A 20,584-nucleotide genomic window follows, 5' to 3' on the forward strand; every position below is an offset into this window, starting at 1 on the left:
CAGCCTGTTTTAAATCATCAAAACCTATGAAAAACGTACGGTTTCCCTCCCGCGCACTACTCCTGGCGGGCGTGCTGACAACCGCTGTGTCTCAGCTTCCGACGGATGCCTGGGCACAAACAATGGCCAAACGGACTGTAGCGGCCAAGTCTGTAGCCGCTGCTGAAGCTCCGATTGCCTTGAATCGGGTACTTGTGTTTTCGAAAACGAAAGGATTTCGCCATTCATCGATCCCGGCGGGAAAAATGGCGATTATGAAACTTGGTCAGGAAAATGGTTTTGCCGTCGATACAACGGAAGATGCCTCCAAGTTCACCGAAGCCAATCTGAAAAAGTACAGTGCCGTTATCTGGCTAAGCACAACGGGCAATGTACTCGACGATGCCCAGCAGGCTGCTTTTGAGCGTTATATTCAGGCGGGAGGTGGTTTTGTGGGTATCCATGCTGCCGCCGATACCGAGTACGACTGGCCCTGGTACAACCAACTCGTGGGGGCCTATTTTCTGAGTCACCCTAAGCAGCAAAACGCTGAAATTGAAATTGTTGATAAGAATCACCCGGCCACAAAAATGCTGCCGGATCGCTGGAAGCGCTGGGACGAGTGGTATAACTACAAGAGCATTCAGGGTGATCTGAAGGTGTTGGGTAAACTGGATGAAAAGACCTACGAAGGCGGGAAAAACGGCGATAATCACCCGTTCATCTGGTACCACGATTTTCAGGGAGGCAAAGCCTTCTATACGGGTGGCGGTCATACCGACGAATCGTACAGCGACTCTATGTTCCTCCAGCATCTTCTGGGTGGAATCAAGTCGGTGATGGCTAGCAGTCTGAAGTTTGGTCAGGCTAAAACGATGCCTTTCCCCGAAGAAAACCGATTTGAACAGCAGGTGCTGGTACAGGGTATGGACGAACCAACCGAACTGGCTGTGCTCGATAACGGTAAGGTGCTGTATACCCAGCGCAAAGGTGAGCTAACGGTCTACGATCCACAAAAAAAAAAGACTAAGGTAGTTGCTAATTTCCCGGTTTTCAGCAAGTTCGAATATGGCCTGATGGGCTTGAACATTGACCCGAACTTCAAGCAGAACAAGTGGATTTATGTGTACTATTCCCCGCTGAACGGCAAGACTGTTGCTGATACAGCTCAGCATCTGTCGCGCTTTGTCTATGACGACGTTCGGGATACGGTACTGCTGAATACCGAAAAGGTACTGCTGACCATTCCGGTGAAGCGTGATGGCTGCTGCCATACCGGTGGGTCGATTGCCTGGGACCGGAAGGGAAATCTGTACCTGTCGACGGGCGACGATACCAATCCGTTCAACTCCGATGGCTATGCGCCAATTGACGAACGGCCCGGCCGGAAAGGATGGGATGCCCGGCTGACGTCCAGCAATACCAACGACCTGCGGGGTAAAATCATCCGGATTCATCCTGAAGCCGACGGAACTTATACCATTCCCGAAGGCAACCTGTTTCCGAAAGGTAACCCGAAGGCTCGCCCTGAAATTTACGTAATGGGTAACCGGAACCCGTACCGGATTTCGGTCGATCAGCGGACGGGTTATCTGTACTGGGGCGAAGTTGGTCCCGATGCCGGTAACAACAGCGAAAAATATGGCCCCCGTGGTCATGATGAAATGAACCAGGCGCGTCAGGCCGGTTATTTTGGCTGGCCGCTGTTTGTAGCCGATAACCGCCCGTACCACTCCCGCAGTTTTGCCGATAGCACAACGGGGCCTTTATTTGATCCGCAACACCCCATCAACGATTCGCCCAATAATACGGGGCTAAGAGAGTTGCCTCCTGCCCAGAAAGCCTTCATCTACTACCCCTATGCCGATTCGCCGGAGTTTGGTGATATCGTGGGCAAAGGTGGTCGGAATGCGATGGGTGGCCCGGTCTATTACTATGATGACTATCCAGAAACGTCGGTCAAATTCCCCCGCCACTACGACGGTAAATTCTTTGCCTACGACTGGATTCGCGACTGGATTCACCCCGTTACAATGAAGCCAAACGGCGATTTTGTGAAAATGGAAACGTTTATGCCCAGCACGAAATTCTCACATATCATCGACATGCAGTTTGCCAACGATGGGTCGCTGTATACGATTGAGTACGGTCAGAAATGGTTTGGTGCCAATGCCGATGCACGGCTGGCTCGTATCACGTACAATGCCGGTAACCGGAAGCCGGTAGCCGTCGCCAGTGCCAATAAAATGGTCGGCGCTGCCCCGCTAACGGTGAAATTCGATGGCGGTAAATCGATGGATTACGATGGCGACGCGCTCAAATACGAATGGTCGTTTGGTAAGAATATACCTAAACAAATGACCGCTTCGCCAACTGTTACCTTCAGCAAGCCAGGAGTTTATCCAGCCACGCTGAAAGTAACCGACGCAGCCGGTAACGTGTCGACCCGGACGATGGACATCAAAGTGGGTAACGACGAGCCCAAAGTAGTGGTTGATGTAGCTGGTAACAAGACCTTCTATTTCCCAAACAAGCCTGTTAAATACGCGGTGAAGGTGGTAGACAAAGAAGATGGTACGTTACAGAAAGGCATCAGACCCGACGATGTAACCATGACCATCGATTACCTCGAAGGTTTCGACAAAACATTACTGGCGCAGGGTCATCAGGCAAACACGGGTTCCTCGACAGGAAAGCGGTTAATTGAGCTGAGCGACTGTAAAGCGTGCCATACCATCGATCAGAAGTCGATTGGACCTGCTTATATCGATGTTGCCAAGAAGTACAAAGGCACGGGTTCTGAGAGCAAACTGATTCGTAAAATCATCACAGGTGGCGGTGGTGTATGGGGTGAGCAGGCCATGAGCGCCCACCCACAACTGAAAGAAAGTGAAGTAGCCGATATGGTTGGGTACATCCTTTCGCTGGCCGATGAAAAAGCCGCTAACCGTAAACCTATTGCGGGTGATTACGTACCTGTAGCGCAGAAAAAGGATGGTTCTTATATCCTGACCGCTACCTATACAGACCGGGGCAACGGCGTAATTGGTCCGCTGACGGGTTCAACATCTGTAGCGCTCCGCTCGCCATCGGTAAAAGCCGTAACGGCCGATGCCAAACGGGATATTTTCCAATTCGATATGCCGAAGGTTGGCCCAGCCGCTGTTGGCACTAAATCGGGAAGTTACGTTGCCTTTAACGACATCGATCTGACGGGTATTGAAAGCATTTCACCAACGGTATTTGCATCGACAACCCAAACGGCTGGTGGTAAGCTCGAAGCACGGATCAACTCTCCAACGGGACCTCTGTTGGGCGAAGTAGAAGTAAAACCAGGAACGGCTGGCCCAGTAAATCTGCCTTTCCGCCAGCCTGTGCAGGGTATGCATACACTCTATCTGGTGTTTGTTAACCCCGAAGCGGGTCAAAAGGCCCTGTTTGCCCTCGACAAAGTCCAGTTCGGCACGCAGGGAATGTAAATAGTTGCTGAGTTAGGGTAGTAGACAGGCACCCCGATCAGACTTGATCGGGGTGCCTGTTTTTAGAGATGAATTTAATCCGTTTTATGTGGTTATGGTTCGAACTAAGGCCAATACGATCTTTTTAGTCCGCGTAATGCCAACAGCTTGCTGGATGAAATTTTCTATCAATTCGTAAACGCCAGAAATGCCGGAGCTTTTTGCCTACAATTCTCTTCTCAATGAATCTTGAACTGGCATCCTAAACCTACAGTTGAGTTCTCCCAAATACCATTCTGCAAGGGTAAGCTAGTCAATTGTGCTGTTATTGCCAGATTATTTTTTAGAGAATACAAGCAGCCAAGACCAAGATATAGTCCATAAATAGTAGGCAAGTTAAAAAGGAAATTGCCAATACTTCTTTGACGGATAGGATAGGCTGGATTATCAGTATACTGATGTATATACCCAAATTCTCCAAATCGAACTCGTAAAAAAGGCGAGAAGCGAGAACTTAGGAAACTATAATGTAATTCAGGGCTAATGCTGATTAGATAGTCCCATCTGGAGAACGTATTGGCTTGTTTGGCAGTGTAGTTAGAATAGGTCGCATCCACATATAACCCCGCTGCCAGTTTATTGCTAAAGTAATAATGGAATGATGAACCAATGTCGTAATGCTGAAAAGAACTATAGCTATCTGATCTGAAAGCCCACTGACTGACAATGATTTGAGGATTGAGTATTATGTCTCCTTTTTGCGATTGAGCAATTGTACGTACTGAGAGCGAGAGTAAGATCAGCGGTAATAAGATCGGATATTTGTTCATTGGGTCAACGAAATGGCTGGCTTTGAGAAGAGAGGATTATTGACAGATCTGGTAGGTGGCCGATTCATCTTTTTGCCAGTCGGAGGTGATGCGCGACAGATTCGCTACGCAAATGGTCTGGATGTTATTTCCAAAACATTGCATCACCTGGAGTAGGGGATTTTTGGTGGTGTTTAGACTAGTTATAGCATTATAAAAACACCATAGTGTTGTTAGATTACTATTGGCACTGATGTCCAGACTCGATAGTTTGTTATTTGTACAGTACAGTTTAACAAGCCGGGTATTTTTGCTGATATCCAGCTTTGTCAGACTGTTTTTCGCACAGCCTACCACGGTTAGATTGCCGTTTTTTGTCATATCCAGACTGCTTAGTTGGTTCATGGAGCAGTCTAATTCCGTTAGGGCGGTATTGGGGCTCACGTTTAGGCTGGTCAGTTTATTAGCGTTGCAGTACAGTTTGGTTAGAGCCGTATTCTTGCTAATATCCAGACGAGTAAGGTTGTTGAAGGAACAGTCGAGTGTTTTAAGGTTAATGAAGCCTTCGATACCATCCAGCCGACTAATATTCTTATTGCTCAAGTCTAGACTGCTTACCTTTAAAGCATTAGCACCCTTTATTCTTCCATCCTCCAGCGAATCCATTTTTAGCTCGATCAGAAGCTTCTCAAAAGCTGGATCTGGAACAGATACATACGGTTCGGCCCCCACCGTTACGCTAAATGATACAGGCGTAGCCGCTTTACGAGCATCACGAGCTATTACGGAACCCACCACACTGGTATTGTAGCCTACATTGCGAAGGGTGTAAGTTGTATCGGTCAGATATCGGGTGAGTGTGTCTTTCCAAACGACGGTATACGTTACACGATCACCCTCGGGGTCTTTCGCTTTCGTCCATGTCAGTACAATGTCGGCCCCTATCGGAATGACCTGGGCCTTTATGGTAAAGGCCGATGGCGGTGAATTGGGCTCAGGATCATTCCCGCTTTTGCAACGTACAATCAATGCACTCAGTAGGAGGAGAGGGACTAAGAATCGATAACGACGGTAAGTCATAAGAAAACTATGTGACAGTGTAACCAATGCTTTATTTTTGTTGCTAACTTAACGGCAAACCTGATAAGAAGTCGACTCATCTTTGAGCCAGGTAGTTTTCACATTTGCCAGATTGGATACACAAATGGTGCGAATTGAATTGTCGGTACAGACTAGCCATTGCAGTGTCAGATTATTGCGGAGATCCAGACTGGTTAGAGTCGTGTTGGCACAATAAAGTTCTGTTAAAGCCGGATTCTTTGTGATGTCGAGACTGGACAGCTTATTGGCTGAACATGATAAATAGGTCAGGTTGATGTTGTTGCGCACATCTAGATTAGTAAGTCGATTCAGGCCAACAAACAATGTTTTAAGGGCCTGATTACGATTGGTGTTGAGGTTAGTCAGTTTGTTGCTAGAGCAATTAAGATACGTTAATGCAGTCGTGGTGTCAATATTGAGACTAGCTAATGTATTGTTGTTACAGGCAAGATAGGTTAGAGCTTTCTGTTTGCTAAGGTCTAATTGAGCCAGGTTGTTATTGGCGCAGTACAAATCGGTGATTGCTGTATTTCGGGTGAGATTGAGGCTATTCAGCTTGTTGGAGGAACAAGCTAAATACGTGAGAATTTTGTTGTTGGTAATATCCAGGTCGGTTAAGAGATTTTCCGAACAGATCAATTTAGTCAGGATAGCATTTTTACTGATGTTCAGGTTGGTGAGCTTTGTGTTTCTACAATTTAGGTAAATCAGTTGGGTATTAGTCGCCAGCTTTAGCTCGGAAAGAGCATTATCAGCACAGGATAAAAAGCCTAATGCGGTATTCTTCTCTACATTCAGACTGGTCAACTTATTTGTATTGCCATATAGAAGTGTTAGCGATGTATTTCGACTGATATCGAGCGACGCTAAGTTGTTCGACGAGCAATCTAAATGAGTAAGTTTAGTGTTGCTTCCTACATTGAGCTTGCCTAGCTTATTAGCGCTACAACCCAATCGGCTGAGTGAGGGTAATGTGCTGACATCCAAGTTAGAAAGCTGATTCCCGTTACACTCTAAACTGGTAAGAGCTGTATTATGGCTGAGGTCCAAACTACTCAGATTGTTGAGCGAGCAGTCTAGTATGGCCAGCTTAGCGAACGATTCAATGCCTTGAAGACTCCTTATCCCTTTGTTGAATAAATTCAGGCTCGTTACTCGTTGAATAGCTGTAAAAAGCACTCTCCCATCCTGCGCCTTGTCGATACCCAGATCAATTAGAGCTTTCTCAAAAGCTGGGTCAGGGATTTCTATAGAAAAGTTAGGGTCTTCTGGAGTGGGTTCGTCGCTTTTTCTACAGGCACCGACGATAAAATTCAATAACGCTAAAAGGCAGAATAGTAAACGGCGTAGATTCATACAGAGCAATACAACTGGTGGTACTATTGACGGGAATTCCAGCGTTTTGCTTAGACGAACGGGATGAGCAAAAGTTACTCTATTGTTTATTTGATATGATTAGGCCCACCAAACAGGTATGACTAACTAATCCAACATCGCCTGTTTCCCAAAACAGGCGATGTTGGATTAAGGCTCATTGATGGAGTACTGATTTTGACCGTTGTGAAGATATGGTTATGACGACTAGCCCTTACAGCGGAAAGAGTTGATCAATTGCAGACCTGATAGCTTGCCGACGCATCTTTTTGCCAGAACGGTTTAACCTGCGACAGGCTGGATACACAGATAATATTGATGTTGTTGCTATCACAACGTAAGTAGGTCAGAGCGGCATTGTTGCGCAAGTCCAGACTTGTGAGCCGATTATCGTAGCAGGTCAGATTGCTGAGAGCGGTGTTCTTCGAAACATCCAGGTTTGTTAGTTGATTGCTAAAGCAGGTTAACTCGGTCAATATCGTGTTGGTACTTAGGGCTAACGTAGTTAGTTTGTTATAAGGGCAATTTAAACTAGTCAGGGCGGTGGTTTGTGAAAGGTCAAGACTGAGAAGCTGATTACTTTCGCAATCCAGACTGACCAGCGCTGTGTTCTGACTTACATTCAGACTGGAAAGTTGATTATATGAGCACAAGAGTTTAGTCAGAGCAGTATTCTTCGAAACGTCCAGACTTATCAGACCAACCGCCGAACAGTTCAGCTCCGTTAGGGCTGTGTTTCTGCTAATATCCAGGCTTAGTAGCTTGGTGAACGAATAATCTAGATACGTTAACAGCATGTTTTTGCTCAAATCCAGACCAGTCAGACCAGTGCTACCGCAGCTTAGCTTTGTTAAAGCTGTATTTTTAGCCAAATCCAGGCTGGTTAATGATTGATTGTTGGAGCAATTGAGTTGGGCCAGGTTGATATTTTGGCTAACCTCCAGTGCTTTCAGGTTATTGTTTGAACAGCTCAGTGTAAGTAGCGCTGTATTCTTGCTAACATCCAGGCTAGTGAGCTTATTCGCCGAACAGTTCAACTCGGTCAGTGCTGTATTCTTACTTATGTCTAGCGTGGCCAACTGATTGTTTGAGCAGTCCAGATAGGTCAGATTCACAAAAGCTTCAATGCCCTGTAGATTGCTAATGCCCTGACTGGCAACCGTCAGACTGGTTACTTTCTGCGCATTACTCAAGAGTATCTTGCCATCTTTGGTATCGTCGAAGCGGAGGTCGATGAGCCTCTGTTCAAAAGCCGCATCAGGCACATCGGCATACGGATTCGTGCCAATCGTAAGATTAAAGGCGACCGGAGTTGCCGCTTTATGGTTGTCGAAAGCAATTACGCTCCCCGTTACGGTAAGGCCATACCCTACATTTTTGAGCGTAAACGTGGTATCAGTGAGGTTTTTGGCTAAGGTGTCTTTGTAAACAACAGCATACGTAACTGGGTCGCCATTAGGGTCTTTAGCTCTCGTCCAGCTCAGGACTACATCGCTGCTATTAGTCGCTTGTTTGGCCGTCACGGTGAAGATTGCCGGAGCCAGATTGGGGTCGGGGCCGTCGTCTTTTTTACAGGAAAAGACCAGGAGTCCCAGCAAGAGTGTTAGAGGAAGAAAAGTAAGCCGATTATTCATAATCGAGTAGTATAAGGTTAGTTGTTAAACTCATGTGAAGGCCAGGAAAGCCTTTAGAGGAAAGAACCTGCGTATAGCCAGGCTATTTTTATGTAAACGGTCTCATGCTGTTTTTGCCACTATCGTTCTAAACCTCTATCGAACAGCTTTTTCAGGCGGATTGCCGGTGAACTAATCCCGGACGGTACTTGTCTTCTGAATGTTATGGCAAAAACAGTACCAACTCATGCAAATTCTACCGAAACTAAAGACCAGATAAGCTGGCGTGAACGGTTTACCGCTTTGGGTAACCTGCCCGCGTTTTTTCGACTAGTCTGGCAGGTGTCGCCAAGTCTGTTTCTGGGCAATGCGTTTCTTCGGTTAATTCGGGCTGCTATTCCAACGGCTACCCTCTATATAGGCAAGCTGATTATCGATCAGGTGGTTGCTCTTTCCAAACATACGGATGGCGATACGCACATGCTCTGGTGGCTAGTCGGTGCCGAATTTGGGCTGGCTATTCTGTCTACGGCATTGGGTCGAGCAGTAGCGCTGATGGACAGCCTACTGGGCGATTTGTTTGCCAATCAGACGTCGATCCGGTTGATGGAGCATGCGGCCACCCTGGATTTGGAGCAGTTTGAAGACGCTACTTTTTATGATAAGCTCGAACGGGCACGTCGGCAGACAACCGGCCGTACGGTTTTGCTTTCTGGTGTATTCGGACAGGTACAGGAACTAATTTCGGTTGGTTTTCTGGCGGCTGGTCTGGCGGTGTATAATCCCTGGCTACTGGTCCTGATTCTGCTGGCCGTTACGCCCTCATTCATTGGCGATAATTACTTCAATCAGCGAAGCTATTCGCTTTCACGGTCCTGGACGCCCGAACGGCGGGAGCTTGATTACCTGCGCTACATCGGGGCAAGTGACGAAACGGCTAAGGAAGTTAAAATTTTCGGTATATCGGGCTTCCTGATCGATCGGTTTCGGGAGCTGTCGTGGCAGTATTATCTGAAAAATAAAGCGTTAGCGATTAGTCGGGCTGGATGGGGTACGGTGCTAACGGCTCTGGGAACGGCGGGCTATTACGGGGCGTATGTATGGATTGTGATGCGGGCTGTTGGCGGTCAGATTACCCTGGGTGACCTGACGTTTCTGGCTGGTTCGTTCCGGCAAGTGCGTGGCTCACTGGAAGGCATTTTGCTTCAGCTGAGCAGCCTCACTCAGGAAGCTATCTATTTGCAGGACTTGTTCGACTATTTCGCGATACAACCCTCGATTCATTCGCCTTCTACATCCCGTTCATTCCCTAGTCCGATTCGGGAGGGGTTTGTGTTCGAGAATGTGGGTTTTAAGTACACCAATTCGGAACGATGGGCGCTGCGAAATTTGTCATTTACGCTTCATGCGGGAGAAAAGCTGGCGCTCGTTGGCGAAAACGGTGCGGGTAAAACCACATTGGTGAAGTTACTGGCCCGCTTGTATGATCCGGCCGAAGGGCGCATTTTGCTCGATGGCTATGACCTGCGCGAGTATGATCTGGCAGAACTACGGCGAAACATCGGGGTGATTTTTCAGGATTATACCCGTTTTAAAATGTCGGCCGGGGTCAATATTGCCGTTGGCGACATCGACCAGCGGACTAACCAGGACCGTATTGAAACCTCCGCTCAGCGGAGTTTGGCCGATACGGTGATTGCCAAACTGGCCGGTGGGTACGATCAGCAATTGGGACGTTCGTTTGGTAAAGGCGTTGAATTGTCGGGGGGCGAATGGCAGAAAGTGGCGCTGGCCCGTGCCTACATGCGGGATGCTCAACTGATTATTCTGGATGAGCCGACGGCTGCTCTCGATGCCCGTGCTGAGTACGAAGTGTTCCAGCGGTTTGCCAAACTAACCGAGGGAAAATCATCAGTCATTATTTCGCACCGATTCAGCACCGTCCGGATGGCCGACCGGATTCTGGTCCTGGAAAACGGAACCCTGCTTGAAATCGGGTCACACTACGAGCTACTGGAAAAAGAGGGGCGCTACGCCGAACTGTTTGGGTTGCAGGCGCGGGGGTATCAGTAGGTGTTCGGGTTTGATTTCTTAAATACGTACGTTATATTGTACGTGTATTCAGATGGACACTATGCAAGTAGTTAATTATACAGAGTTTCGGCGTTCGATGAAAGCGAAGCTCGACCAGGTTAGTGACGATGGCGATACCATCATTATTAATCGTAGTGAGAATAAAAATGTGGTACTTATTTCCCTTCGGGAGTATAATTCGTTGAAAGAAACCTTGCATCTGTTGGGTTCAGAGAAAAATAGAAATCGCCTTCTGGGTGCTGTTGAACGAGCGAATCGGGGTGAATTTGAACAACACCAACTGATTGACGAGTAGCATGAATCTGTCGTGGGACAAAGAGGCCTGGGAGGATTATGTCTATTGGCAGCAAACGGACAAAACGGTATTGCGCCGAATCAATGAACTCATCAAAGAATGTCTACGGACGCCATTTGAAGGAAAAGGCAAGCCGGAACCACTGAAAGAAAACCTGAGTGGATTCTGGTCGAGACGGATCACAGATGAGCACCGACTCGTTTACCGCGTTGAATCGGATCGTCTGCATATCATCCAATGTCGATTCCATTACTAAGAAGAAGCTGTTGTCTAAGTTTTTATATTCCTAAACATATGGTATCTATGAAATCGTTTTTGAGTGGCTTTCTTCTGTTGGGTGCATTCAGCAGTTCGTTTGCTCAGGCACCAACCATTCCCTCGCCCGACACGCAAATTAAAGTAGCGGTTCTGGCGGCTCCGGCCGATAAGCGTGATGGCGCTACCGTGTACGGCTATACTGCCAAAAACGAGTTTACGGTAATTCGGAAAGGAACCAATGAGTTGATCTGTCTGGCCGACGATCCGTCCCAAAAAGGACTCAATGTGTCTTGTTATCATCGTGACCTGGACCCATTTATGGAGCGTGGTCGGGTGCTGAAAAAAGAAGGTAAAAAGCCAAACGAGATTCTGGCTATTCGGGAGCAGGAAACAAAAGATAAGAAGCTGACAATGCCTTCGCACCCGTCAACGTTATTCTCCTATACCGCTAAAGATGAGGATTATAACCCCACTACAGGCGAGGTAAAAGATGGCTATCTTCGGTATGTGGTGTATATTCCTTATGCTACCGCCGAAAGCACAGGTCTGCCTACCAAACCCGAAGCACCCGGTATGCCCTGGATTATGGACCCCGGCACGCATCGGGCGCATATCATGATCAATCCGCCCGTATCCTCAACGGCGCACCATTGATCTAGTGTAGGGTTCCGTTGCGGTCTGGCAGGTAAGGAGTACAACCTTACATGGTTTCAGTGACTCTATAGGAGTCAAAACGAATAAGCAACCTATGGGCCTCCACATCAGAAAGCTATTCCTGGCGACAGTAGTCTCTGGACTGTGTATTGGCATGGGCATGGCTCAAAGGAGGGAGGTTGATTATTCGCGTATCAAAGCGACGCCTAGGGTGAGTCCGGTGATGCCTACCAACACGGCTCCTGGCTCCATGGGAACGCCCAGCGTTTTGACAATTAAAGCGTTTGCTGTCGATATTAGTAAACCAATACCATCGGCCACTGTAAAAATTACCTCTCGAACAACGGGCAAGACTCAGGTAGTTACACTGATAAATGGGCGTCTGGAGCGGGTGATCAATGATCCTGATGTATTGGTGATTGAGGTAAGCCAGGAAGGCTATACAACCCGAAGTTTAACGCTTGCTGTATCGCCCACGGGCAAGCCCTATGAGTTTGATGCCCAGCTCGATCCGGCTCCAATCAAACTAACCGTATGGGCCACCGACAGCCAGACGAAGAAAGTTATCCATGATGCGCATTTCACTATTTCGGGCCGTGTGGGCGAAGCTACGTTATTGCTTTCTCCCGATACGGCTACGGGTATCGTCAAAACCGATCTACCCCGTAAGGGCATTTATCAACTGACCAGTTCGGCAACAGGGTATGGCGATTTTACAAAGCCTATCCGGCTCGATAGTGTGGAGAATGAAGCTCGGGTGATGCTGACGCCCCAAAAAATGAAGGCCGCGAGTGAGGCTCAGGCACTCCCCGAAGCTGTTGTAAAATCGGTAAAGACGGCCGGGCAGGAAATACCTGTGGCACAGGTGCCCATAAAAGCACCTGTGCTATCGAGTGCAATAGCGGCTCCGGTAGTACCAATAGTTCCCCCCAAAGCCTTCGGCGCTATTGAACGAGGTAAGCCCGTTCGGTTAACCGCTATTTATTTCGACCAAAGTTCTCCTATTCTTCGATCTGAATCGTTCCCGGAGCTCGATCAACTGGCCTCCAGGCTCCTGGAAAGCCCATCGACTCAGCTCGAAATTCGGGGGCATACGGACAACCAGGGTGATTTTGATCTGAACGTAAAACTCTCCCGCGACCGCTGTCAGGCCGTCGTCGATTATCTGGTGGGTAAGGGGGTTGCCCAAACCCGCCTGAAAGCGGTTGGTCGTGGCCCCATCGATCCGATTGCGCCAAACAATAACGAAGACAACCGGAAGAAAAACCGACGAGTAGAGTTCGTTGTGCTCTGAATCAGGCTGTTGGCTCTGGGCCCCGAAAGGCGTCTTTCTTCTCAACAACGGCTAATTTTACAGGTCTGCCTTCTCGGGCCGACTGGTAAATAGCTTCAATGATTTTTTGATCCTGAAGCCCTTCTTCGCCCGGTGTAAACGGGGTTTTATTGTCCAGAATACACTCCGAAAAATGGTCTATTTCGGTGGCAAACTGATCCTGATCGCTGATTTCATGCTGCGTTTCCTGATTCTGTTTACCCTGTGCCTGGCTGGTAGCCAGTTTTAAACCCTTGTATGGGAAAGCGGGGTCCATTTTTATCCAGCCTTTATCGGCCAGTACTTTGTAATTTTTGTCGTCATGATGACCGTAACTGGTAGCACAACAAGCCTGAACTCCACTTGGAAATTTCATTAACCAGTTCACCTGTTCTTCTACTTCCGTAAAACGAGGATCATTAGGTGTACTGTGTACATAACCCGTTACTTCGGAAGGCTCCTCGCCCAGTACATACCGGATGGTGTTGATGCAATACAGCCCTACATCGGGCAGACTGCCTCCACCCGCCAACGCCTTTTTGAATCGCCAGTGATCGGGGTTGTCGGAATTTTGACCGTTGTTCGCCAGAATCGATTTGACTTTGCCAAACTGCTCTTTCTGAACCATTTCCCGAACGATCTTATGGTGCGGTTCGTATTGAATCCGATACGCAATCATCAGTTTACGGCTGGCTTTCTGACAGGCATCAATCATGGCCTGACATTCAGCGGCTGTGTTTGCCATCGGTTTTTCGCATAGGATATGCTTACCCGCCTGTGCACCACGGATGGTATATTCGGCATGCATCCCATTGGGTAAGACAATGTAAATGGCCTGAACCTCTTTGTTATCGCGTAGTTTGTCGTAGTCGGCGTAGCTATAACAGCTTTCTTTTTTTATACCGTATTGAGCCGCTACTTTTTGCAGTTTCTCAGGACTTCCACTCACCAGGGCCACCACTTTCGATTTTTTAGCGGCACCGAAAGCCGGTAAAATCTGATTGAGCGTTAAATGCCCGAGCCCTACTACGGCATAGCCAACCCGCTGATCAGCCGGAAGAGGAGAGGGTGTTGGGGCTTCTTGCTGCTCCGTTTTAGCCTTGATCTGTTCTAGTTCAATCGGTTTGGCTGGGTCGGAAGGTACTGTGGCAGGTGGTGAAGTAGCTGGTAGTTTTGGCACTGGCCCACTGGGGGTATCTGTCGTTCCGACGGCTGAGGCAGTGGATTCAGGCTTTTTATCGCATGCGATCAGCACGCTTCCTACTGTACCTACTGCTAATCCACGGCCTGTCAGTTCGAGGAATTCCTGACGGGATACACGGCCGTCACTAGGTTTATCAAGTAAGAAGTTAACAAAACGGTCAATCGGCTTCATAACGTATTGAGTTTACGTCATGAAACCGATTGATCGTTTTGTTGTTTGGCAAAAAGCCAAAAACTGAGGTTTTGCAGAATACCCGTAAAATCAAGTCTTATTTGATGGGCGAGTAATCAGTTGGTTTCATATAAATCGACTCCACTTTGGTTGTTAATGCACCATCTTTTTCCGATTCGGCTTTAACAGCTACCCATTTGGGATCTTTTCTAAACTCGTCAAAATGCTGCTTGCCTTCCGCTTCACTCGGATGGGCCAGAATATAAACGAGTTTGGGCTGAGCAGTTGGATCTTTTTCCTGAGTGATCCAGTACCCAATATGCGTCATTCCGTGTTTGCTGAAGAGCTTGATGGTATGATCGCGAAAGCGCGTCAGTAGATTGGGTAGTTTGCCTGGAGCCGGGGTATACGTACGCAGTTCAAACGTGCGTTCAGGCGATTTTTTAGTCAACTTGATTTTGGGTGAAATATCCGATTCGGTCATGAAGATCTGATCAACATGGTCGACCAGTTTGCCGTTTGCTTCCGTTTTTGCAACTACAGCTTTCCATTCCGGGTCGCTGCCAAACGCTTTCCAGGACGCATCCCGAGCTTCCCGACTTGGATACGCCAGAATGTAAATCAGTTCCTTATTCGTCGTATCGGTAGGGGTCCAGTAACCGATATTTTCCATCCCGTGCTTTTCGAAAATCTTTAAGGTATACTGCCGAAAACGGTCTACAATCTCGGCATACTTACCCGGTGTTGGGTGGTAAATTCTGATTTCATAAAACTTGGAATCCGCCTTAGGGTGGTGGGTTTTGCCAGGATTGGGTGCTCCCAGCGTAACTGAGCTCATCAGCAGGCCAACCGTAAGGAGGCTATAAAGCGAAGTGGTCATCTTGTTTCGAAATAAGTAGTATGATACTCTTTCTTCTAGAAGCGTATGTCGATGGTTTTCTAACTTAAAGAATCACCATTCTTTATACAAAACGGGCCGCCCTTGAAATCGTAACGGGTCTGAATAGATAAATGAAATCAATGACATAAGAATATAGAACAAAAGAACCAGGAAACAGTTGAGAGTAAAAAGCCTGCTTGTGTAGAAAATACCTCATTTAGTTTATAATTTGTTACCGAAAAATTAAATTTATTTTGATTTAATGGTTTTAGGTTTAGGTTTATTGTAAAATGTTATGTTATTGTAGCTATGGAAGTGCAGGTTAAAGCTGTCAAGAACCGCCTGATACAACTGCTCGACACGGTTACGGCAGATGGAGTAGAATACATCTTTCATTCAACCAATCAGGATAACGACTACAACGTTCTGGTTAAAACACCGCTGGGGCATACTAAAATTTGTGTTCCGCACCAGTTTCTGGATCAGGATATACTGTCTCAGCAGGATAAAGAGTCTATTTTTTATCAAATGTTTCCGAGAGAAGTTCTTTGGAAAATCAGAAACTCAAATCCTGATGAAATCTATATACCCGAAGTCAGGCATACACCTGGAATACAGTGGCAACGGGTGTTAAGCTGGTTCTTCTAATAGTGTTTGAGCAGTGATAAAGCACACCCATTTAACAAAGCAGCCCCGCCAGACATGGCGAGGCTATAATTTGGTAAGGCACTATGGGTATAAAGGAAACGTATTATTGAGACTTGGAGAGTCTTCGAAAGGTAACAAAATGGATCAAAACAAAAAAACGCTGACCTTTTCAAGTCAGCGTTTCCCATATACCCATATATGTAATCCATGACAATCTGTTTCCAGATTGAGATGAACATAGTACGACATCAACAATAACCGGGCCAAGTGTTACATCAGACAATGTGTCAGCCTCTTTCTTCATAAAAAAATACCAGCTCCAAGAGAACTGGTATTTTTGTTTCTTGTCTACTTTACTACTCTGAATATCATTTCTGATACTTTGGTAACAACAAAGATAGTAAAATTGAAATAAGTAAATAAAAAAATGATAGCTGAAAGAGATCTTTTTTTGTAAACTTTTGTGCCAACTTTAAAATGGGCGCTACTTTATTAGCCTATGGCCTTAGAAAAGCAACAGAATCGTTAGAAAAACAGGCTTGCAAATGGCTTAGGGCCAGGGGCTTGAGCTCATGAGTGGTTGGGTACTCCTGTAAAACAAGATAAGGTTCCCTGATCTTTGCAGAGAACCTTATACTGACTATTCCTAAACCCTTAACCTTTTCTACATGAAAAACTAACTTTTACTCTTTTCTGTTCCAAATCCCGTTTGAAAACCGGATTTAATTCAAATTATTGAATGTCAGCGGCTTGGCTCAAGGATTGATTCGCATCCCAAAGGAAATTGATCATCCTGGCCGTATACCCGGCCTGATTCATCCAATGACTGGCAACAGCATCGTTGCGTTTCGCCAGTTTATTTTTTACTTGAGCAGCTGCTTCGTTGAATTTAGCACGGTCGTCAGCGCTGAGGTTCAGCACAGCGGCCGGGTTTTGATTGTACAACGAGACTACACTCATAAAGTTTTGCCAGGTGGTAGTATTTGAATACTTGGCAATGTTTTGTTCTACATAGGAAGCAAAGTTCTTCTGCGAACCATTGACAAGCATTGTACTTGCCGGCTTGTTGGCGGCCGGGCTATCATCAGTATTGGTGGTGGTAGCCGCGTCTGCCTGAGATATCGCTAATCCTAATCCAAGAATCAGTGATGCAAAGATAACACGCGATTTCATTGTTTTGTTCTATTTGGTTTCAGTTATTGAACGCACAAATATCCGTAGAAATTCCTGAGTCGCAAGGGCTCTATATAGTCGTTTTTGGAATTATATTCCGAACTTAATCCTGATTGACAGGTATTTTTTTGATTATTGCGTTATATTTACAATAAAAACCAAATGAAATTTTGTATTAGGATGAGTTGATGTATATAAAATATGCCTTGGTAAAATTATAAAATTCTTTAAAAAGTTATATCATTGGTTGTAATTGTTCATGGTCGTCTGTATTCCCAAAGTACAAAAAGAGAGTGCAGCGTCGCCTGCCCGGTCTAAATAGTCGGGTAATTGAATTAATTCATCTTCTGGAAACTGACCTAAAACGAAATCAACCTGCCTGCCTTTCGAAAAATTATTGCCGATACCAACCCGAAGACGGGCGTATTCCTGAGTGGCTAGAATTTCATCGATATTCCGCAAACCATTGTGCCCGCCCGGCGATCCCTTCGGTTTCAATCGCAGTTTGCCAAATGGTAAATCTTTGTCGTCAGTAATAACCAGCAGGTTCTCAACGGGTATCTTCTCCTGTTTGAGGTAATAGTTTACCGCTTTTCCGCTTAGGTTCATGTAGGTGGTTGGTTTAACGAAAAAGAGCTGTTTGCCTTTGTACTGCCATTGGGCGGTATAGGCAAGTCGGGTCATTGAAAAGGAGAATCCATGTTGAGCCGCCAGTCGATCAAGAACCATAAAACCGGCATTGTGGCGGGTAAGCGCGTATTCGGGGCCAATATTGCCCAAGCCAACGAGTAAAAACTTCATGAGTATGTACAAATAGCCTCGTCAACTCTGGGAATAGTGGAGCTAACGAAAACGTGTATTCGATTAATTTAATAAGGCTACCGACTCGCGGTATGTGGTTTGGACACCGTTGGGAAACTGGCATTCCAGCCGGTAGGTATACGTGCCAACGGGCACAGGTTGGCCGTTCTGCTGGCCATCCCAGATTACATCACCACTTGCCAGCACAAAATTAGCACGATTATACATTACCGTGCCCCATCGGTCGTAGACGGTGAATCGGGTAATGGTGAGTGACGCAAACGCGAAATATACTTTAAGTTCATCGTTATAGGTATCCCGATTGGGTGAGAAAGCCGTTGGTAGATGAATCAGGTTGGCGCAATCATGCTCTATAAAAATCGTCCGGCTTATAATGCAGTTATTGGCATCCTTTGCTGAAATCGTATACGTCCCGGCTTTTAAGCCTGAGTAGGAAGCGTCTGATTTATAAGAGCTACCATTTAGCGAGTACACTAGTGGTGGTCCAGCCGATTCGTTAATAAGCAGGGTTGCATTCGTCTGCCCACAGTTTTCGACGGTGGTTTTTACGTCGGGCCATAAGGGACCTGTGCTGGCAGCTATACTTACCGACTGGCTTGCCGTACAATCTTCCGCATCTTTGGCAGTTACTGTGTAGGTGCCTGCCTTAAGCCCTGTAAAAATGATGCTGCTCTGAAACGGCTGATTGTTGAGACTATAGGTAATGGGTGTTTTTCCGCCTGCCACGCTTAAACTGACCTGACCGTTTGGCTGGTTACAGGATGTGGGTGTAATAGCTGTACTCAGGATACGAACCGGATCGGCACCTGGCAGATTCACGGCACTATTGGTTTCGCACCCGTTGGCGTCGCGTGCCCGCAGGGTATAAGCCCCGCCCGCTAGTTTCGTGAAGGTTGGGCTGGATTGATACGACTGTCCATAGTCGATGGAGTAGGTGAGTGGCTCCTTCCCCGCTGCAACGACGCTCACTTCGCCATTGGCCGTTGCACAGTGTGGAGGTGTACTTTTTAAAGTGGAAATCGTGGGACCTGTATCGGGCGTAATCGTCACAATTTGTGATGCCTGGCAACCAACTGTATCTTTTGCCACAACCGTATACGAACCGGGCCGCAAACCCGCAAACAAGGGGTCACGCTGAAAAGGGCCGTTGTTTAGGTTGTATTGCCAGCCGGTCGAGCCAGAAGCTGTCACCGAAATAGAGCCATTGGCTTTATCACAGCCTGTATTATTGGACGTTGCCTTCATAACCGGATCGGAAATGTTGACTGTGACTGGAATGGCCGGGCTTTCGTTCTGATAGAGTGTCTGGGTAATGTAATAAGTGGTTGTTTTCGTAATGTTGGGGGTGTATCGATTGCCAGTGGCCAGCAGGGTTGTTTTAGCCGCCGACGAATACCAGCGAATGTTCTGGCCAGTAACTAGTAAATTGACGGGTTGCCCTTTGCAGTAGGTCGTTCCTGATTTTAGAACGATTCGGTACAGATCCATCCTTCCACTACCCGTTTCTGTGCAGGTAGTACCATTTACAATGTTTTCATACGTACCCAGCATACTTTCATCGGCAGGGTTATATGTCAATTTGGCTCTCCAGAAACAAACATCCTTGACAACTGTACTGCCATTTTTGTCAGATTCTGAAAAGGTAACGATGGGATTAGCCAACGTACCGGTTACGTAAACCAATCCGCTGAAGGGTAGATTCGGATTAGCGCTTTGTGCCGTGCCGCTAATGGTGAAGTTGGTTTGTGTGAGCGTCATGGCATAATTGTAGATCTTCTGGCTCGGAATACTTGGCGTAGTAATGCCTAGCCAATAGCCTGCCACACTCTGTGCGTGAACAGAAGCTAATGCGGTAGTCGCCAGGATAAAAAAGAGCAGAAATAGCCTTCGTTTCATTGCCATCGCGTAGTTTCAAACGAAGTATGATTCTACGCGATGGCTAAGATAGCGACAATACAGCATTTGTAGAATTTTGTCGTTGTTGCTTGTCTAAGATATAATCGCGGACCGGCGGATGATCGGATTACGAACCGGGAATCCTCATTTGCCTGCAACTATTGATGAAAAGACTATCTTTACCTCATGAATCAACAACGCCTGATTTTGTCCAGCCCACTGCTTGAAATTGTGATTAGTCGGCTGACGCAGCAATTAATTGAAACCTACCAGGACTTTGCGGATACCGTACTGCTGGGGATGCAGCCACGAGGAATTTATTTTGCCGAACGGGTTGCCCGAGAGCTGCATACGACACTGGGCTATGCTGTGCCTTTGGGGTATCTGGATGCCACCTTTTATCGGGATGATTTCCGTCGACGTGATACACCACTTCGACCGAATACAACGCACGTACCGTTTATTATTGAGAACAAGCGCGTTATTCTGATTGATGATGTACTGGCAACAGGGCGCATGGTACGGGCGGCACTGGACGCGATGACTGCCTTCGGACGCCCTCGGAAAGTAGAACTACTCGTACTGATCGACCGGCGGTATAATCGTGATTTACCCATTAAGCCCGACTACACGGGTAAGCGGGTAAATACCCTCGAATCGCAGCGGGTATTGGTCGAATGGACTGAGCAGGGTGCCGAAGCCGACCGTATCTGGCTTGTTGGTTAATAGTATGTGACACTAATAAATAAAGTATTGACAGAGAGGGTTTTATTTATAGTGCCTCCTAGTGCTTTCTACTTAAGTATTGGCAAGTTTTTTGTAACTTGGCAGACCGTAATTTAA

General features: G+C 46.9%; 17 protein-coding genes. 8 read left to right on the top strand and 9 right to left on the bottom strand.

Features of this window, described 5'->3' with window-relative positions; all coding sequences use genetic code 11:
• Positions 1 to 26 precede the first annotated feature (26 nt).
• Positions 27 to 3,458, top strand: a complete 3,432-nt coding sequence (locus B5M13_RS05760) for a ThuA domain-containing protein (RefSeq protein WP_080054774.1) — start codon at positions 27 to 29, stop codon at positions 3,456 to 3,458.
• Positions 3,459 to 3,676: 218 nt separating this feature from the next.
• Here B5M13_RS05760 and B5M13_RS33305 read toward each other — a convergent pair whose 3' ends face one another.
• The 4 genes from B5M13_RS33305 to B5M13_RS05775 form a co-directional block, all read right to left on the bottom strand.
• Positions 3,677 to 4,267: a hypothetical protein gene (locus B5M13_RS33305; RefSeq protein WP_155297193.1), complete on the bottom strand. Its 591-nt coding sequence runs from the start codon at positions 4,265 to 4,267 to the stop codon at positions 3,677 to 3,679.
• A 36-nt stretch (positions 4,268 to 4,303) separates the two neighbouring features.
• On the bottom strand, positions 4,304 to 5,326 hold the full coding sequence (locus B5M13_RS05765) for a leucine-rich repeat domain-containing protein (RefSeq protein WP_080054775.1): 1,023 nt from the start codon (positions 5,324 to 5,326) through the stop codon (positions 4,304 to 4,306).
• Positions 5,327 to 5,374: 48 nt separating this feature from the next.
• Positions 5,375 to 6,703, bottom strand: coding sequence for a leucine-rich repeat domain-containing protein (locus tag B5M13_RS33310; protein ID WP_155297194.1), 1,329 nt, complete (start codon positions 6,701 to 6,703; stop codon positions 5,375 to 5,377).
• Between the two features lie 251 nt (positions 6,704 to 6,954).
• Positions 6,955 to 8,355, bottom strand: coding sequence for a leucine-rich repeat domain-containing protein (locus B5M13_RS05775; protein ID WP_080054777.1), 1,401 nt, complete (start codon positions 8,353 to 8,355; stop codon positions 6,955 to 6,957).
• Positions 8,356 to 8,559: 204 nt separating this feature from the next.
• Between B5M13_RS05775 and B5M13_RS05780 the strand changes: the two genes are divergently transcribed.
• The 5 genes from B5M13_RS05780 (at position 8,560) to B5M13_RS05800 (ending at position 12,929) form a co-directional block, all read left to right on the top strand.
• On the top strand, positions 8,560 to 10,407 hold the full coding sequence (locus B5M13_RS05780) for an ABC transporter ATP-binding protein (RefSeq protein ID WP_080054778.1): 1,848 nt from the start codon (positions 8,560 to 8,562) through the stop codon (positions 10,405 to 10,407).
• 61 nt (positions 10,408 to 10,468) lie between these two features.
• Entirely contained in the window at positions 10,469 to 10,723 is a 255-nt protein-coding gene (locus tag B5M13_RS05785; RefSeq protein WP_080054779.1) for a type II toxin-antitoxin system Phd/YefM family antitoxin, read from the top strand.
• Position 10,724: 1 nt separating this feature from the next.
• Complete coding sequence (locus B5M13_RS05790; RefSeq protein WP_080054780.1) at positions 10,725 to 10,979, top strand: Txe/YoeB family addiction module toxin; 255 nt, start codon at positions 10,725 to 10,727, stop codon at positions 10,977 to 10,979.
• A gap of 47 nt (positions 10,980 to 11,026) precedes the next feature.
• Positions 11,027 to 11,635, top strand: a complete 609-nt coding sequence (locus B5M13_RS05795; RefSeq protein WP_080054781.1) for a hypothetical protein — start codon at positions 11,027 to 11,029, stop codon at positions 11,633 to 11,635.
• A gap of 94 nt (positions 11,636 to 11,729) precedes the next feature.
• Entirely contained in the window at positions 11,730 to 12,929 is a 1,200-nt protein-coding gene (locus tag B5M13_RS05800; RefSeq protein WP_080054782.1) for an OmpA family protein, read from the top strand.
• Position 12,930: 1 nt separating this feature from the next.
• Here the strand turns inward: B5M13_RS05800 and B5M13_RS05805 are convergent, their stop codons facing one another.
• Both B5M13_RS05805 and B5M13_RS05810 read right to left on the bottom strand, forming a co-directional pair.
• The gene (locus B5M13_RS05805) at positions 12,931 to 14,322 is read right to left on the bottom strand and encodes a Gfo/Idh/MocA family protein (protein WP_080054783.1); all 1,392 of its coding nucleotides are present in this window, start codon (positions 14,320 to 14,322) and stop codon (positions 12,931 to 12,933) included.
• A gap of 97 nt (positions 14,323 to 14,419) precedes the next feature.
• Positions 14,420 to 15,202: an NIPSNAP family protein gene (locus tag B5M13_RS05810; protein ID WP_080054784.1), complete on the bottom strand. Its 783-nt coding sequence runs from the start codon at positions 15,200 to 15,202 to the stop codon at positions 14,420 to 14,422.
• Between the two features lie 309 nt (positions 15,203 to 15,511).
• On the opposite strand from B5M13_RS05810, the gene B5M13_RS05815 reads away from it, so the two are divergent.
• Entirely contained in the window at positions 15,512 to 15,850 is a 339-nt protein-coding gene (locus B5M13_RS05815; protein WP_080054785.1) for a hypothetical protein, read from the top strand.
• A 732-nt stretch (positions 15,851 to 16,582) separates the two neighbouring features.
• On the opposite strand, the gene B5M13_RS05820 is transcribed toward B5M13_RS05815, so the two are convergent.
• The 3 genes from B5M13_RS05820 to B5M13_RS05830 all read right to left on the bottom strand — a co-directional run bounded on the left by B5M13_RS05820 (position 16,583) and on the right by B5M13_RS05830 (position 19,741).
• Positions 16,583 to 17,023: a hypothetical protein gene (locus B5M13_RS05820; RefSeq protein ID WP_080054786.1), complete on the bottom strand. Its 441-nt coding sequence runs from the start codon at positions 17,021 to 17,023 to the stop codon at positions 16,583 to 16,585.
• A gap of 240 nt (positions 17,024 to 17,263) precedes the next feature.
• Entirely contained in the window at positions 17,264 to 17,824 is a 561-nt protein-coding gene (pth, locus tag B5M13_RS05825; RefSeq protein WP_080054787.1) for an aminoacyl-tRNA hydrolase, read from the bottom strand.
• Positions 17,825 to 17,887: 63 nt separating this feature from the next.
• Positions 17,888 to 19,741, bottom strand: a complete 1,854-nt coding sequence (locus B5M13_RS05830) for a T9SS type B sorting domain-containing protein (protein WP_245859794.1) — start codon at positions 19,739 to 19,741, stop codon at positions 17,888 to 17,890.
• A 186-nt stretch (positions 19,742 to 19,927) separates the two neighbouring features.
• On the opposite strand from B5M13_RS05830, the gene pyrR reads away from it, so the two are divergent.
• Positions 19,928 to 20,467 carry a bifunctional pyr operon transcriptional regulator/uracil phosphoribosyltransferase PyrR gene (pyrR, locus tag B5M13_RS05835; RefSeq protein ID WP_080054789.1) on the top strand — a complete coding sequence of 180 codons (540 nt, stop codon included), beginning with the start codon at positions 19,928 to 19,930 and terminating at the stop codon, positions 20,465 to 20,467.
• Positions 20,468 to 20,584 lie beyond the last annotated feature (117 nt).

This window comes from Spirosoma aerolatum (assembly GCF_002056795.1).
Lineage (GTDB): Bacteria > Bacteroidota > Bacteroidia > Cytophagales > Spirosomataceae > Spirosoma > Spirosoma aerolatum.